Origin of the sequence: [Phormidium] sp. LEGE 05292 (assembly GCF_015207735.1) — a bacterium.
Classification (GTDB): Bacteria; Cyanobacteriota; Cyanobacteriia; order Cyanobacteriales; family Aerosakkonemataceae; genus Floridanema.
On the sequence record NZ_JADEWG010000036.1, the window covers coordinates 38,497 to 53,909 of the forward strand.

General features: G+C 40.5%; 12 protein-coding genes. 7 read left to right on the top strand and 5 right to left on the bottom strand.

Annotated features, from left to right (window positions below; all coding sequences use genetic code 11):
• Positions 1–201 precede the first annotated feature (201 nt).
• Entirely contained in the window at positions 202–582 is a 381-nt protein-coding gene (locus IQ264_RS12695; protein ID WP_193981149.1) for a DUF3011 domain-containing protein, read from the top strand.
• Between the two features lie 274 nt (positions 583–856).
• Here the strand turns inward: IQ264_RS12695 and IQ264_RS12700 are convergent, their stop codons facing one another.
• Positions 857–1,651 (bottom strand): DUF2993 domain-containing protein, encoded by a 795-nt coding sequence (locus IQ264_RS12700; RefSeq protein WP_193981150.1) that lies wholly within the window; start codon positions 1,649–1,651, stop codon positions 857–859.
• 461 nt (positions 1,652–2,112) lie between these two features.
• Between IQ264_RS12700 and IQ264_RS12705 the strand changes: the two genes are divergently transcribed.
• The 5 genes from IQ264_RS12705 to IQ264_RS12725 all read left to right on the top strand — a co-directional run bounded on the left by IQ264_RS12705 (position 2,113) and on the right by IQ264_RS12725 (position 10,024).
• Positions 2,113–2,343, top strand: coding sequence for a NifU family protein (locus IQ264_RS12705; protein WP_193981151.1), 231 nt, complete (start codon positions 2,113–2,115; stop codon positions 2,341–2,343).
• Between the two features lie 112 nt (positions 2,344–2,455).
• Entirely contained in the window at positions 2,456–4,738 is a 2,283-nt protein-coding gene (locus IQ264_RS12710; RefSeq protein WP_193981152.1) for a glycoside hydrolase, read from the top strand.
• Positions 4,739–4,857: 119 nt separating this feature from the next.
• Positions 4,858–5,724: a Tab2/Atab2 family RNA-binding protein gene (locus tag IQ264_RS12715; protein ID WP_193981153.1), complete on the top strand. Its 867-nt coding sequence runs from the start codon at positions 4,858–4,860 to the stop codon at positions 5,722–5,724.
• 66 nt (positions 5,725–5,790) lie between these two features.
• Positions 5,791–7,104 carry a TldD/PmbA family protein gene (locus tag IQ264_RS12720; RefSeq protein WP_193981154.1) on the top strand — a complete coding sequence of 438 codons (1,314 nt, stop codon included), beginning with the start codon at positions 5,791–5,793 and terminating at the stop codon, positions 7,102–7,104.
• Positions 7,105–7,408: 304 nt separating this feature from the next.
• The gene (locus tag IQ264_RS12725) at positions 7,409–10,024 is read left to right on the top strand and encodes a chloride channel protein (RefSeq protein WP_193981155.1); all 2,616 of its coding nucleotides are present in this window, start codon (positions 7,409–7,411) and stop codon (positions 10,022–10,024) included.
• Positions 10,025–10,076: 52 nt separating this feature from the next.
• On the opposite strand, the gene IQ264_RS12730 is transcribed toward IQ264_RS12725, so the two are convergent.
• From IQ264_RS12730 to IQ264_RS12745, 4 genes are all read right to left on the bottom strand, one after another.
• Positions 10,077–11,348, bottom strand: a complete 1,272-nt coding sequence (locus IQ264_RS12730) for a carbamoylphosphate synthase large subunit (protein WP_193981156.1) — start codon at positions 11,346–11,348, stop codon at positions 10,077–10,079.
• A gap of 350 nt (positions 11,349–11,698) precedes the next feature.
• Positions 11,699–12,511 carry a hypothetical protein gene (locus tag IQ264_RS12735; protein WP_193981157.1) on the bottom strand — a complete coding sequence of 271 codons (813 nt, stop codon included), beginning with the start codon at positions 12,509–12,511 and terminating at the stop codon, positions 11,699–11,701.
• 332 nt (positions 12,512–12,843) lie between these two features.
• A complete protein-coding gene (ureG, locus tag IQ264_RS12740) occupies positions 12,844–13,440 on the bottom strand; it encodes an urease accessory protein UreG (RefSeq protein ID WP_193981158.1) in 597 nt (198 codons plus the stop codon).
• Between the two features lie 114 nt (positions 13,441–13,554).
• On the bottom strand, positions 13,555–14,469 hold the full coding sequence (locus IQ264_RS12745) for a helix-turn-helix domain-containing protein (RefSeq protein WP_193981159.1): 915 nt from the start codon (positions 14,467–14,469) through the stop codon (positions 13,555–13,557).
• Positions 14,470–14,553: 84 nt separating this feature from the next.
• Between IQ264_RS12745 and IQ264_RS12750 the strand changes: the two genes are divergently transcribed.
• Positions 14,554–15,390, top strand: coding sequence for a hypothetical protein (locus IQ264_RS12750; protein WP_193981160.1), 837 nt, complete (start codon positions 14,554–14,556; stop codon positions 15,388–15,390).
• Positions 15,391–15,413 lie beyond the last annotated feature (23 nt).

The following is a 15,413-nucleotide window of genomic DNA, read 5'->3' on the forward strand; positions in this document are numbered from 1 at the left end:
AAAAATCATGAATAAATCCGAACTGTGAAGTGATATTTGCAGTTCGGATTTTTTTGGTTATTTCGCTGAGACTATCTATTGTCAGGTTATTCATAATTTTTTCCTGAAATTACTCGTTCCAGAGTGAAAATCAGAAATAACGGGCATAAGTCTGTTAAGTAACCTCGATTTAGGCGGATTTTTATAAAGGAGTGTTAATTAATGATTAAGTTTTTTTCTCAAGCTGCTGTGAGTACAGCGGCAATAATTGCGATCGCTACTCCTCTGGTAGGAGTTAAACCTGCTAATGCTCAAGGGACAACTGTTTGCGAAAGTATTAATTACCAACCTGCAACTTGTCAAATGGATACTCGCGGAGGCGTAGTTTTAGAGCAAGAATATTCCAACGCAATTTGTGGAGGTAATTGGGGTTTTGAAAATGGTTTTGTTTGGGTAGAAAATGGCTGTCGGGCTAGGTTCCGAACTGCTGCTGGTTATGGCCCTGGCTATGGCTCTGGCTATGGTCAACCTTACCCCTCACAGGGTTGTCCTAATTATTGCCCTGAAGACAACTATAACCAATATTATAATGACAATTATTAAGGAGGAATAGTTGGTTTTAGAGTGTAATTTTAGACTTGAATTTGGTTGAAAAAACTAGCGATCGGCAAAAATTATTACTTATAATCTTAATTTTTTATAAAAATTAGAGGTAATAATTTTTGCCGTGAATTAAAGCAGCCATTTTGCAGCAAATGCAAACCTCCGATAGTAACGGTGAAACGACAGTCTAATATGATTAAAAGTCAAAAATCAAAAGGCAAAAGAAGTGATGTTTACTCCTTTTGCCTTTTAAGTTTTTTGTTACCTCTAAAAATCAGCCAGTTTTAGGAAAGTGTTCAATTTGAGCATAACCACTGAAGAGTAATTTTTTGCCTTGGGTTTCTAAACGGTTAATTCTCATAGTTACGCCATCGAGGTCGAAGCGATCGAGATCGACCATGTTATTTAATACTTCTGTCAAAGCATTTGCTAAAGATTGGGAAATTTCGCGCAGAGATTCGGGGACGGCTTCGGCTTGAAAAACAGGGTTTTGAAAAGCAATGCGGCGACGACGTTCTACAGCTAAAGTCATTAGCATGGCAATGGGTACGCTGCCACGATCGGGAAGGTCAGCTTTAGCAAATAGACGAATCCGATTGCCATTTTCTAGTTGTATCTGCACTTCGTTGAAGGAAACAGGCTGTCCTCCCGAAAGTTCGGATAAAGAATCGGAGGAGAGATTTTGCAGGCGTTTTGTCACTAGTTCGGCTTGGAAAGCCTCGTTGATGCCAGCTTCGGAGAGGATAACTTGTGCGATCGCTTGCGTTGGCTGTTTCAGGGAAATCTTCCCGCTCAAAATCGAACTGAAGTCTATGGAGACTGCATCCGTCTCAAAAGACATCTCCTCAACCGGAAATTGCCGACGGATCACTAAGCCTCGACCACTCATTTTAAAGCTGTCGATGCTGCCTTGTAACAGTTTGTTTGAAGGAGAGCAACGGACCAATACCTCCACAGACTCGCTCTTACTGAACAAGTGGCGGATGGATTGGCTGGCAACTGTGTTGAGCATCTTCTCTCCCCAATCGCTGCCAGAATTATTATTAAAACCAGTCAGACCACCTAACATAAAGATTTTTGTCTACAGAGGATCTTCATCCTTTGTAACAAAATATGAAGAACAGAGCAACGATTTGGCGATACCAAGTTTAAATCTCATTCATAAGTAGGGGATTTGGGACTGGGGATTGGGTATTGGGAAAGTTTGACCAAGATTATTTGATTTACAGGATGAACGGGATTAGTCAATCTGTAAATCCTCTCCATCCTGAAATCTTGTCAATCCCGATCGAGTTTTGAGTTGTAGGGGCGGGTTTAGTAAAATATCTGTGTCGTAACAGTAAATTGAACCGTAAAGCCCGCCCTGGAAAGAGTGTTGAGTTAATAACTTCCCCTTGTCCCCCAGTCGATGGCGGTCCCCAGTCCCCAACCCCCGAAAAGTTTGTTAAGGTTTTTATCAAAAATAGATCTAGGATGAAAATATCCACAAAAGCACATACTAACCTGCTCTAACAAACGAGGTCTTAACAGATGGAACTAACATTAGAAAACGTTGAAACCGTTTTAGATGAATTACGCCCTTACTTAATGTCTGATGGCGGTAACGTAGAAGTAGTTGAACTGGATGGCCCAGTTGTCAAGTTGCGGCTACAAGGTGCTTGTGGTTCTTGCCCTAGTTCGACTATGACTCTGAGAATGGGAATTGAACGGAAACTGCGGGAAATGATCCCGGAAATTGCAGAAGTCGAACAAGTTCTCTAACAGCAATTTGATAATACTCTGACCATTGTAAAAGTAAAAGGCAATCATGTACATTTTTGCATGGATGATTGCCTTTTTATTTTATGTACTGTTGAAAGCCTGACTAAAGCTTATGCCCCATCCTTTATATGTCGCCTTCATCTGGCATCAACATCAACCTTTGTACAAAAGTAGGGTTAAGGGAGAGTTTCTGGAAACAGAACCGACTTTTTCTGCTTCTGTTTCTTCAGCTTTTGAGTACCGTTTACCTTGGGTACGTTTGCATGGTACGAAGGATTACTTGGATTTAGTGTTGTTGTTGGAACGTTTTCCGAAGTTGCGGCAAACGGTTAATTTGGTTCCTTCTTTGATTTTGCAATTAGAAGATTATATTGCAGGAGTAGCTTTCGATCCTTACCTAGCTGTAGCTTTGTCGCCTGTAGAAAGTTTGACAGAAGAACAGCGATTATTTGTTATTGAGCATTTCTTTGATGCCAATCACCACACTTTAATCGATCCTAATCCTCGTTATAGCGAACTTTATGAGCAACGACAGGAGGAAGGACGGGCGTGGTGTCAGGAAAATTGGCAAGCGCAAGATTACAGCGATTTGCTAGCTTGGCATAATTTAGCTTGGTTCGATCCTTTGTTTTGGGATGATCCAGAAATTGCTCATTGGTTGGAAAAGGGTCGAGATTTTAGTTTAGCCGATCGCAAAAAGATTTACGCTAAACAGCAAGAAATCATGAGTCGCATTGTTCCGCAACACCGGAAGATGCAGGAAACTGGACAATTAGAAGTAATTACTTCGCCTTATACTCACCCAATTTTGCCATTGTTAGCGGATAGTGATGTGGGCAGAATTGCCGTTCCTAACATGAATTTGCCGCAAAATCGCTTTCAATGGGAGGAAGATATTCCTCGACATTTGCAAAAAGCTTGGGATATTTATGAGGAATGTTTCGGTTGCGAACCTCGCGGTTTGTGGCCTTCAGAACAGGCGGTTAGTCCGCAAATTTTGCCTTATATTGCTAAACAGGGCTTTAAGTGGATTTGTTCGGATGAAGCGGTTTTAGGTTGGACGATCGATCATTTCTTCCACAGAGACGCATCTGGTAATGTTAGCGAACCTGAGTTACTTTATCAACCTTATCGGTTAGAAACTCCTGCCGGAGATCTATCAATTGTTTTCCGCGATCACCGTTTGTCTGACTTAATTGGTTTTACTTACGGGGCGATGGAAGCGAAGAAAGCGGCGGCTGATTTGGTGGGGCATTTAGAAGCGATCGCCCGCATTTTAAAACATCGCCAAACTGATGATACTACAACTTTAGAAAATCCTTGGTTAGTCACAATTGCCTTAGATGGCGAAAACTGTTGGGAAAATTATCATTTAGATGGTAAACCCTTCTTAGAAGCTTTGTATCAAACTCTCAGCAATCATCGAGAAATTGAATTAGTTACTGTTTCCGAATACTTGGAAAAATTCCCTGCTACCGCTACACTCCCCGCCAAAAAATTACACACAGGTTCTTGGGTTGATGGTAATTTAACTACTTGGGTAGGAGATCCGGTAAAAAATAAGGCTTGGGATTTATTAACTGATGCGAGAAAGTTTTTAGCATCTCATCCCGAAGCAACGCCAGAAACTAACCCGGAAGCTTGGGAAGCTTTGTATGCTGCTGAAGGTTCGGATTGGTTTTGGTGGTTTGGGGAAGGACATTATTCTAACCAAGATGCAATTTTTGACCAGTTATTTCGGGAACATTTGTCTGCAATTTACCAAGCTTTAAATGCGCCTATTCCTGATAACTTGCTCAAGCCTTTAGAAATTCACGAAGCTAAAGGAGATCATCGCCCGGAAAGTTTTATTCACCCGGTAATTGATGGGATTGGTGATGAACAAGATTGGGATAAAGCGGGGAGAATTGAAATTGGTGGGGCGCGGGGAACCATGCACCAAAGCAGCACTGTCCAAAGACTTTGGTACGGTGTGGATCACTTGAATTTCTATTTGAGGTTAGACTTAAAAACGGGAGTTTTGCCTGGAAAAGGTTGTCCGCCAGAATTGAATTTGTTGTGGTTTTATCCCGATCGCGAAATGTCCAACAGCCCCATTCCCTTGCGAGATTTACCAGATGAAGCACCATTAAATTACCAGTTTCATCATCATTTAGGCGTAAATTTGCTCACCATGAGTACGCAATTTCAAGAAGCAGGAGAACATCATCAATGGCATCCCCGCTTTAGTCGGGCGCAAGTCGCATTTAACCAGTGTTTAGAATTGGCAGTACCTTGGGCAGATTTACAAATTGAACCCGATTATCCTTTGCGGTTAACTATAGTTTTGTCAGATAATGAACGTTATTGCAGTTATCTGCCGGAAAATGCTTTGATTGCGATCGAAGTACCATAATTTGGGTAGTGGGTAGTGGGTAGTGGATAGTAGGAAGGAAAATGGTTAAAAATTTGCCCTTGTTTCTTTAACTACCAATTACCAACTACCAATTACCAATTACCAATTACCATAAGAAAATGACGACAATCTGGGAATTAGATTTTTATTCGCGTCCAATTTTGGATGAAAACAAGAAAAAAGTTTGGGAAGTTTTGATTTGTGAAAGTCCCTTAAATGTTAACGATTCTGTTGAGGAAACATTTCGTTATTCACAGTATTGTTCTAATCAAGAAGTGAATTCGGTTTGGTTGGGAAATGCGATTAAAGAAGCGATCGCAAAATCTGGGCAAACACCCCAAAAAATTCGCTTCTTCCGCACCCAAATGAATAACATGATTAACAAAGCTTGTAAAGATTTGGGAATTTTATCTGCACCAAGTCGTCGGACTTTTAATCTCAATCAATGGTTAGCCGATCGAATGGAGGAAGTTTATCCAAATCATCCTGGATACACACCTGCTGGTACTAATCCTTCGGTGTTAATGCCAAGTCCTGCACCCCAAACTTTACCGGAGGCTTTGTTAGCAGAAAAATGGGCATTTGTAAGTTTAGAAGCAGCGGCTTTTACAGAAATGCCGGAATGGGAAATCGGATTTCAGGAAGCTTTTCCTTTAAAAAATTTTGGAGTAAATCCTGATACCAGTATTCCAGGAATGATATTTTTTACTTCCAGAGCATTACCTTTAGCGGCTTGGATATCTGGTTTAGAACTGGCTAGTGTAAAATTTGAATCACTACCCAAAGCAAGTCTGATATTAGAAACTGGGGTGAATGATAGCTGGATTCTTGCTAATATCAGAGACCCTGGGACGATCGCAGAAGCCCAAGGATTTGAAACTGCAAAACAAAAAGCCTTGGGAGTGCATTTTTTAGCGGTTCAGACTGATCCCCAAGCAGAATCCTTTGCAGGTTTTTGGTTATTGCAAGAACAGTACCCAAATTAAAGTAATTTAGAATTTAGGTTTTAAATTCCATTTAAAATCTAAATTCTAAAAAAAAAATTTGCTTGTATGGGTTGGGAAACTTGGCAGTCAGAGTCACTAGCAGAACAATTGCTGGAACTAGCAGCAAAAGCAGGAGCAGAAGCAGCTGAAGTTTATCAGGCGCGATCGCTCTCTAGACCAGTATTTTTTGAGGCTAATCGTCTCAAACAGTTGGAAATAGCTCAATCTGAAGGTACAACGCTGCGATTGTGGAAACATGGTCGTCCTGGTTTAGCAGTAGCTTACGGTGCTGTAGAACCAGCGGCTTTAGTAGAAAGAGCGATCGCACTTTCTCTGCTGAATCACCCAGAACCCATAGAATTAGTCAGCGGTTCAAAGCAAACCTACCCGGATGAAGGTAGCACAGTTCCAGTAGAACAGTTAGTTCATTGGGGCAAAGAAGCGATCGCCCACATCCGAACCCCTTATCCAGAAGTGTTGGTAAGTAGCGAATGGGAATGCGAAATCGAAAGCACCCGCTTGATTAACTCCATTGGACTTGACTGTTCTCACACAGATACCACCCTCAGTTGTTACTTAGCCGCTGAATGGATCAGAGGAGATGATTTTTTAACCGTTTCTGATGGTCAAACTCAACGTAACACTCTCACTCCTGAATCATTAGCCCAACAAATCATCGAACGCTTGGAATGGGCGCAAGAAAATGTTGCCCCACCTACAGGTCGAGTACCTGTACTATTTACGGCTAAAGCTGCTGATATGCTTTGGGGGACAGTTGCCGCTGCTTTAAATGGTAAACGAGTTTTGGAAGCTGCTTCTCCTTGGAGCGATCGACTTTGCCAAGCCGTCACCCACAACAGTATCACCCTCTACCAACAACCAGATATTGGCCCTTTTAGCTGTCCCTTTGATGACGAAGGTACAATCACTCACCCCTTAACCTTCATCAAAAATGGCATTCTGCAACTGTTTTATACCGACAGAACCACAGGTCGCCATCTCGGTTCCGACACCACCGGAAACGGCTTTCGTCCAGGTTTAGGCAGCTATCCCACCCCCAGCTTATTTAACCTCCTGATCAAACCCGGAACTGGGACAATGCTCGACTTAATTGAAATGATGGAAGATGGCTTAATCGTAGACCAAATGTTAGGCGGTAGTGCTGGCATTTCCGGCGAATTTTCCATCAACGTCGAACTCGGTTATCGGGTAAAACAAGGCAAAGTCATCGGTCGTGTCAAAGATACAATGGTTGCAGGCAACGTCTACACCGCACTAAAACAAGTAGTAGCGTTAGGTGGCGATGCTGAGTGGAATGGTTACTGCTATACTCCTTCAATAATTGTCGAAGGATTATCTGTAACTGGTAAAGCCGAATAAGTTTTGCGTTTGAATTTTGAATATGGGTTGGTTGTATCGACTTCAGTCGGATAGGTTAGTTGTATCGACTTCAGTCGTACAGGTTAGTTGTATCGACTTCAGTCGTACAGGTTAGTTGTATCGACTTCAGTCGTACAGGTTAGTTGTATCGACTTCAGTCGTACTTCACCAACAAGAAGGACTAAAGTCCTCACAACAGACCAAAAGAAGGACTAAAGTCCTTACAACGAACCCAAAGAAGGACTAAAGTCCTCACAACGAACCCGTTTAAAAGTTTCATTCAAAACTCAGAACTTATTTCTCCATGCGTCAATTACTACGACCGACAAGACGCTTAGCAATCATCGAAGCTTCCTTAATTGGATTAGTTGCTGCCTTAGCATCAGTCCTACTCAAAGTTAGCTCAGGATGGCTTGGGGGATGGCGAGTCAGCATTTCCTATTACTTCTCCCCCTGGATTGCTTTGCCTGCAATTGGTTTTTGTTTCGGATTTTTAGCTGGGTTTTTAGTCGAACGATTCGCCCCAGAAGCCTCTGGTTCCGGGATTCCCCAAGTTAAAGCTGCCCTCGCCGGATTTCCCATGCGTTTATCATGGAAAATAGCTTTTGTCAAGCTTTTGGGTAACATTCTTGCGCTAGGTTCTGGGATGACTGTCGGGCGACAGGGGCCAACAGTGCAAGTGGGTGCGGCTTTAGCTGCTGAGATGAGTAAATGGGTGCCCACATCTCCTGAACATAGAAGACAATTAATCGCTTGTGGTGCTGGTGCTGGGTTAGCTGCTGCTTTCAATGCCCCCCTAGCGGGGGTTTTGTTTGTCGTGGAAGAACTCTTGCAGGATGTATCGGGTTTTACTTTGGGAACAGCAATCCTCGCTTCTTTTATTGGTGGTGTAGTGTCGCGACTTTTGGGGGGCGGAAGTTTAGAATTAACGACGGAATTAGTCAAAAGTCAAACTACTTTTTCTTTTCCAGAAATTCCAAGTTTCTTATTTTTAGGTGTTTTAGCGGGGATATTTTCGGCTCTTTTTTGCCAAGGAATTTTTCTATCTTTGAGCTTTTGGCGTTATAAATTACGGTTAAGTTTACCTTGGCGAATTGGCATTGCGGGGTTACTTTCGGGATTAGTAATTGCCATGTTACCGCTGCACTTCCGCGACAACACAGGATTACGGGAGTTTGTGTTAACTGGTGGTGCTAATTGGTCGATCGCAACTCAAGCATTTTTAGCTCAGTTTATCTTAACTATTATTGCTTTTAGTTCGGGAACACCGGGAGGGTTGTTTGCCCCGTCGCTAATTTTGGGTTCTACTTTAGGTTATTTGATTGGGTTAGGAACTAACCATTTTTTCGATTTGGGTACACCAACAACTTACGCCTTTGCAGGAATGGGGGCATTTTTTAGTGCGGTTTCTAAAGTCCCAATCACGGCAATTGTGATTGTGTTTGAAATGACGACAGATTTTAATTTGGTGCTACCTTTGATGATTGCTGCTTGTACTGCTTTTTGGGTAGCGGAAGTATTGATGCCGCGCTCGCTGTACGATCGCATATTAGAATGGAATGGGATTGATTTAGATAAATATAAGAAAGCACCAAAACAAGGACTTTTAGAACAACTCTCCGCTGAAAAGGTCATGCAAAGGCGGGTAGAAACTCTCACTAGCAAAATGACTTTAGATGAGGTTGTACAGGCATTTTCTAAATCTCATCATCGCGGTTTTCCTGTTGTTGATAATGGTAAATTAGTCGGGATTATTACCCAAAGTGATTTAGCAAAAATTGGTCAGAGGTTGCTGGATTTTAATACTACTATTGATAAAATTATGACTCCTCAACCTGTTTCTGTGGAGCCAAATACCTCTCTTGCTGATGTGCTTTATCTGCTAAATCGTTATGAATTAAGTCGTTTACCAGTAGTTGAAAGTCGCAGATTAGTAGGAATTATAACTAGGGCAGATATTATTCGAGCAGAAGCGGATCATTTAGTGGGAGTGCAAACAGGGCCACAACCAGAACCTTCTTATGTAGTTTATCAGACGCGATCGCCTAGTACAGGTAAAGGGCGTTTACTTGTACCGTTAGCTAATCCGCAAACGGCACAATCATTATTACAAATAGCGGCGGCAATTGCACGCGATCGAGATTATGAATTAGACTGCGTACAAGTTATTCTCGCCCCCCGTCATACTGCTCCTTCGGAAGCACAAGTTAGAACTACAAAAAGTCGTCGTTTGCTGCGTCAAGCGGAAGTGACAGCGAAAAAATGGGATATTCCTGTGCATACGCAAATCCGCGTTGCCCACGATCCAGCACAGGCAATTTTAGAAACAATTAAAACTGAACATATAGATTTAATTGTTATGGGTTGGAATCCAACTCCGCCCACTAGAGGTCGCATTTTTGGTCATGTAGTTGATACTGTAATCCGCCAAGCTGCTTGTGAAGTAATAGTGGTCAAATTAGGCAATTCAACATCTGTTAATGGCTTTTTAGCATTTAATAATAAAACCGAATTAACCAAGAATAAAATAACATTTAATCGTTGGTTATTACCTATGGCAGGTGGGCCAAATGCTCAAGAAGCAATTCAGCTTTTACCAGCTTTGTGTAAATTATCTAATGATTGCGAAGTCAGAATAACTCAGGTGTTTTCTAAATCTCAATCTTTACCAGATACCAAAGGTTTAGAAAAAGCGGCTAAGTTCCTTTCTCATCGCATTAATCATCCGGTAATTACCATACCTGTCTGTGCTGCTTCTGTAGCAGATGCAGTAATTGATATTGCTTGTAAAGATCAATGTGATGCAATTATTTTAGGGGCGAGTCGGGATGGATTATTGCAACAGGTAATTAAGGGAAATATCCCGGAAGCGATCGCGCGTGGTTGTGATTGCACCGTGATTTTAGTGCGTGGAGTTTAAGTATTTAGATTTCCGAATTATTCAAAAAGTCTGGGATATAAATACCTAAATATTAAGTTAAAAACAAACCTTTAGTCTGCAATTTTTGTTCAATAAGTTGCATATCCTCAATAGTTTCTCCGGTAACAATACCATAAATTTCAGTGTAAATTTTGCCGTATTTCACTTTTTCCAAAGCTGATAATATCAAAAAGTCTTTACGTTCTAATTCTGATTTTAAAGTATCTAAAATATCATCCAATGTGCCATCCATGCGGTAATCACTGGAATACTTCGCTACTTGCTTTCCTAAATTTAATAATGTATGACGTTGTAAACATAAAGGAGTTGAACCATTAACGCGAAAATTAGCATCGATCGCATTTAGCTGTCCATTCTTATCTTCTAATACATCACAACCAATGACACCAAAATAACCTTGTTGATGGGCGTAATTAGCGATCGCAGAAATCATCTCAAAAAACTTAGTCACATCAGTTTCTTGATAGCGAATCAACCCCCCTAAATATTTACCATCTGGAGTAACTAACTGTCCAGTCACACCAATTAGAGAAACTTCTCCCACCTTGTTAACATAGAATTGCACACAGTAATTTTCAATTTCATCTTTGACAAAATCCGAAACAATAATTGTATCCAATAAATTAATATCTAGATATTTTTGCAATTCTAGCAAAGAATATTCTAAATCTCTAGGGTTTTTGATGATATAAGTTCCCTCACCTGAGAGTCCGTGAGATGTTTTAATTAAGTAAGGAAACTTTTCGGGTAACTCTATATCATTGAGGCTAATTTCTCGCAAATTGTAACTTTTATACTTGGGACAGGGTACGCCTAATTCCGCTAAACTTACTTTACTTAATAGACGATAGTGAGTATCAGGATTGACAGCGTGTTTTTCGGTAAGTAATCCATCAAAGGGAAAAAGGGTGAGAATTTTCTGGAAGCGATCGCTTTGATTGAGATAATCTAAATAAACAGAACGCTGGATAAATTCGATATTTTCGTACCGAAAACCAAAATGTTCCCGCCAATAATCAAATAATATATTCCTTGGTTGTCCAACAACTATTCCCGTAATCTTATCCCCTAGTACAGCGAGATTTTTCCAAGGCTCCTTTTGGGAAATTTTATCATAAGAAGTTTTAGTAGATTCATCACTACCATCTTGAATGAAATATTTTTTTGTGTTTGGGTAAATAGCCCAACTAGCAGTAGCAGGGTAATTTAAAATAAACCCATAATCACCATCTGTAATATCTGCGGCAAACAGATCAGAAAAAGAATTACCCTGAAAGTACCGAAAATCGTATTTTTGAGTCATAAAAAATCCCGAAATCTGATCTCAGGATAAAACTGCTAATCCCTCTGTTCATCCCCCCATCAGCCTAAACTCAGAGCTTGCATCAGGGCTAAAAACCCGGTTTCTGACAAATAGCTAAACCTGAAACCCTAGATTTTCCGTCCTGAAGGGGTGACAACCATCTGTAAAACCCCTACTGCGTCAGGATTTTACAGATGGTTGCCAGAAAAAAATAGGTCTGCTATTCTCAACAAGACCTAAATAATTGAAAAAAATGAATCTATTACCTGAATTTTACACCCAATACTTGAAAGCTAAATTGTATATCAAAGTCTGTATATTATTGCCTGAGTAATCATTATTGGTTAAATTCAGAAAATACCATATTTTTGAAGCAAGGGAGAAACGATATTTTGCACGAACTGTTTCATGTAAATACTAACTTCATAAGGAAATACCTGAAATTCTTCTATACTTGGTGCAAAAGAAACGCCATGTTTATCAACTAACTCCTGTGCAGCTATCTGACATTGATTGAGATATGCCCTCGCTAGCGTGCGTCCGGGACACCACACTTCATACTTAGCTAAAACGGTTTTTCCTGAGTCATCTTTACAATAACGATCGTGAATATCCACAAAAGCTAAAGTGTTAGGCTGGGACACTTTTTTATTGGCTAAAACTCCATCAATAAGACGCGGGCTATAAATTCGCATTAAGTCACGGAATCCTTCGCCGCCAGCCACGCGAAAAATAGCATCCAAAATAGCAGAATCTTCCGGTTTTGCTTGCAGGTATTCACTGAGCATTTCTTCGGTACTTTTCAATATAGCTAGAATGAAGTAAGGTGCAGTAATATTAACGTAATAGTAAATAACTCGCTCTGCCAATGAATGCTTAGCGTTTTGACCGACAATAAAGGCTGTTAATGAGCTGAGAGTTTCATTGATATACTGCTCTTGTTCTTCGGTAAATGAAGACTCTACAGTACATTTTTTAACATCACCTAAAAACGCATAAGCTTTTACACCAAATTTACGAACGTACATACAAGTAACGCCTGTTCGTTCGTACCCTCCTCGTTCAATAGCAGCACCATTAAATTTGTCCCTAATATTTTCAAAGAGAGTGTAGGTATACTGGAGTCGCGCATAAATAGCTTCTTCGGAATTTGGATGTATCATTTTTTTAATTAATAGTGCTATGGCGCTACGGTACTGCTTCGAGACAACTTTTCAATCGAACTAAAACATCACAACCGATGTTAACCCCATTGATTATAATCGGGTTTCTGGGTCGATTGGCATAAATCAATTTCCCAAGGCCGACGACAATAAACTATTCTAGATTTCCATCGCTATTTAAGTCGAAATTTTGGTTATTATATTAATTACTTTAGCTGACAGTAGCACGATAATGTCTGGCGAAAAAATCGTAACTAAAGGCGTAGCTAAATATGCTGGTCGTTCTAGAGAAAAAGGAAGGAAACACCGTCGTCATAGCAACTTTTATATTGTTACCCCATGTGTAAGCGAATAAATTCAACTATTTTGGAAAGTCCTTCTTGGGTTTTTAAATTGGTGAAGACGAAAGGTTTATCGCCGCGCATTTTTTTGGCATCGCGTTCCATTACGCTTAAGTCTGCACCTACCATTGGGGCGAGGTCAATTTTGTTAATTACCATTAAGTCAGATTTAGTAATTCCGGGACCACCTTTGCGGGGAATTTTATCACCTGCGGCGACATCAATTACGTAAATTGTTAAGTCTACTAATTCTGGGCTAAAAGTTGAGGCTAGGTTATCACCACCACTTTCGACAAATATTAAATCAAGGTTAGTAAATTTCTGTTCCATTTGCTCGATCGCCACCAGGTTGATCGAAGCATCTTCGCGGATAGCTGTGTGGGGACAACCGCCTGTTTCTACGCCTAAAATGCGATCGCTAGATAAAGCTTGAGAACGGACTAAAAACTGAGCATCTTCCTGAGTATAAATATCATTTGTCACTACAGCAATGCTGTAATCTTTTCGTAAATTTTTACACAAAGCATCTAGTAAAGCAGTTTTTCCTGAACCCACAGGGCCAGCAATTCCTACACGAAATACACTCATATTTATTTACTCAACTAAGCTCTTAGGTATTTTAATTTACATATTTGGGAAATTTCCGAAACACACTCAAACCTGCCCCTGCTTCCTCCACAAGCAACTTAAATAATTAACAGCTTACTGTTGGGGAGTTAAGGTAACTTCTGCTACTTTACCTGTTTCTCCAAGAGGTTTTGCTTCCTGATTATTCACAGAAACTAACACCACACCCGCATTACCTGCACGAATCACAATTTTTTCTTTAGCATTCCAAGACTTTTGTTCTCCCTTGGGTATCACTCCCTCAAATTCCACTTTGCCATCAACAGTTACTCGCATCCACGATCGATCTTGAAATTGGGCGCTTACTTGGAACGGTGTATTGGGCGCAGTGTTTTCTGGTTTTGCGGCAACTGGTTGCGCTGGAGTAGGAGATGATGTAGAACTAATAGGCAAATCAGAATTACTTTTGGGTGTAACTGGTGCTACATTATTTTTTACTTGATTTTGTGGGACATTTGATGAGGATTTATTCTGGACAACAGATGACGATGTTTGTGGACGATTTAGTACGTAAAAAATGCCGCCCAGTGCTACTACTATTCCTGCCAAAATGTAAGGTAAGTAGGGAATAGAAGGAATGGAAAAATTTTTCGGTAATGAGGGCAGGGACAATTTTTCTAGTGGTGAAGCTGACTCTTCTTTGGGACGTTCAGCATCATTATTTACATCATACTTTTTACCGCCGATTACTTCCGCATCTAATAATTGATCGCTCAAATCTATAGGTGGTAATTCTATAGGAAAAGTCATTGCTAAAGCGTTACCATCTAATTCCAAAAAATCTGCATATCGCCGGATAAACCCTTGAATATAAACTGGTTCAGGCAAACTTTCCTCTTCTGCTTCTTCTAGCGCCTTTATAAGACTGGCGCGAATGTATGTATTGGCAGCTACTTCTTCTAAAGAAATTGACTGCTCTTTTCTTAATCTGCGGAGATATGTTCCTATTTCTCTGAGTTTTTCTCCTTGCTCAGTAGTTAAAATGCTCACGTTGTTACCCTAAATATGAACTATAGTTGAGATCTTCAATAAAAGATACCATATTATCTGACTTGACAAAGCGGTTAAAATTTCATGTTGTCAAAATTTGTTTTTCCTCTTCCCCCCACTTTAAATGAAATTATTGGGACTGCCAGAAGTAATGTTTATGCCAGTGCTAAAGAAAAGCGGGCTTGGACAAATAAAATTGCGGTAGAATGTTTTGGTCGGAAGCGGTTTCCTGACCGAGTTTGGATTGAGTTTGTCTGGAAAATAAAAAATTTTCGCCGCGATCCTGATAATATTTCTGCTGCGGCTAAATTTGTGATGGATGGGTTAGTGGAAGGCGGGATTATTCAAGATGATAGTTTAAAATTTATTATGTCTCCGGTGTTACATTGGTATGAAAAAGGTGAGGATTTAGTAGAAATTCATATTGCCGATCATCCGATTTGGAATGGTCGTCTAATTGATATAGAAAATCCGGGATTACAGGAAAATAAGCAGCCAGCGATCGCAGTTTATCCAGAAGTATTGTTACCTGCTAAATCAGCGGAGGTTGGGGAAAAAGAGGAAGTATTTATTACTCCGATTTCGTCAGCGATCGCTACACCAATCACATCAGTAACAATTCCTGAAATGCCAACAGTAACGGCTGTTGTTGAGGTGGTAAAACAAGAGGTTTCTGACTCTGAAAAATTGTTAGAATTAGCAAATTTAATTAATCGGGAATATGAGCGATCGAAAACTGCACCAGCCGCAGCCATGTTATACGCTAGAAATGCCGGAGAATTGTTGTTGCAGGCGCAAAGTTTACTACCTGAGTCAGAATGGTTAGCTTGGTTAAGTACTCATTGTCAAGTTTCGGAACAGTCGGCAAAAACTTATATGGCGATCGCCAAAAGTTGGCTCAGTGTTCAGAAATCGTTCTGATTGAGGGGCAGAAGGGGCAGGGG

Bases quoted from the DNA above. Each gene is read 5' to 3' on its own strand.
- IQ264_RS12695 (WP_193981149.1), top strand. From the start codon at position 202: ATGATTAAGTTTTTTTCTCAAGCTGCTGTGAGTACAGCGGCAATAATT.
- IQ264_RS12700 (WP_193981150.1), bottom strand. From the start codon at position 1,651: ATGTTAGGTGGTCTGACTGGTTTTAATAATAATTCTGGCAGCGATTGG.
- IQ264_RS12705 (WP_193981151.1), top strand. From the start codon at position 2,113: ATGGAACTAACATTAGAAAACGTTGAAACCGTTTTAGATGAATTACGC.
- IQ264_RS12710 (WP_193981152.1), top strand. From the start codon at position 2,456: ATGCCCCATCCTTTATATGTCGCCTTCATCTGGCATCAACATCAACCT.
- IQ264_RS12715 (WP_193981153.1), top strand. From the start codon at position 4,858: ATGACGACAATCTGGGAATTAGATTTTTATTCGCGTCCAATTTTGGAT.
- IQ264_RS12720 (WP_193981154.1), top strand. From the start codon at position 5,791: ATGGGTTGGGAAACTTGGCAGTCAGAGTCACTAGCAGAACAATTGCTG.
- IQ264_RS12725 (WP_193981155.1), top strand. From the start codon at position 7,409: ATGCGTCAATTACTACGACCGACAAGACGCTTAGCAATCATCGAAGCT.
- IQ264_RS12730 (WP_193981156.1), bottom strand. From the start codon at position 11,348: ATGACTCAAAAATACGATTTTCGGTACTTTCAGGGTAATTCTTTTTCT.
- IQ264_RS12735 (WP_193981157.1), bottom strand. From the start codon at position 12,511: ATGATACATCCAAATTCCGAAGAAGCTATTTATGCGCGACTCCAGTAT.
- ureG (WP_193981158.1), bottom strand. From the start codon at position 13,440: ATGAGTGTATTTCGTGTAGGAATTGCTGGCCCTGTGGGTTCAGGAAAA.
- IQ264_RS12750 (WP_193981160.1), top strand. From the start codon at position 14,554: ATGTTGTCAAAATTTGTTTTTCCTCTTCCCCCCACTTTAAATGAAATT.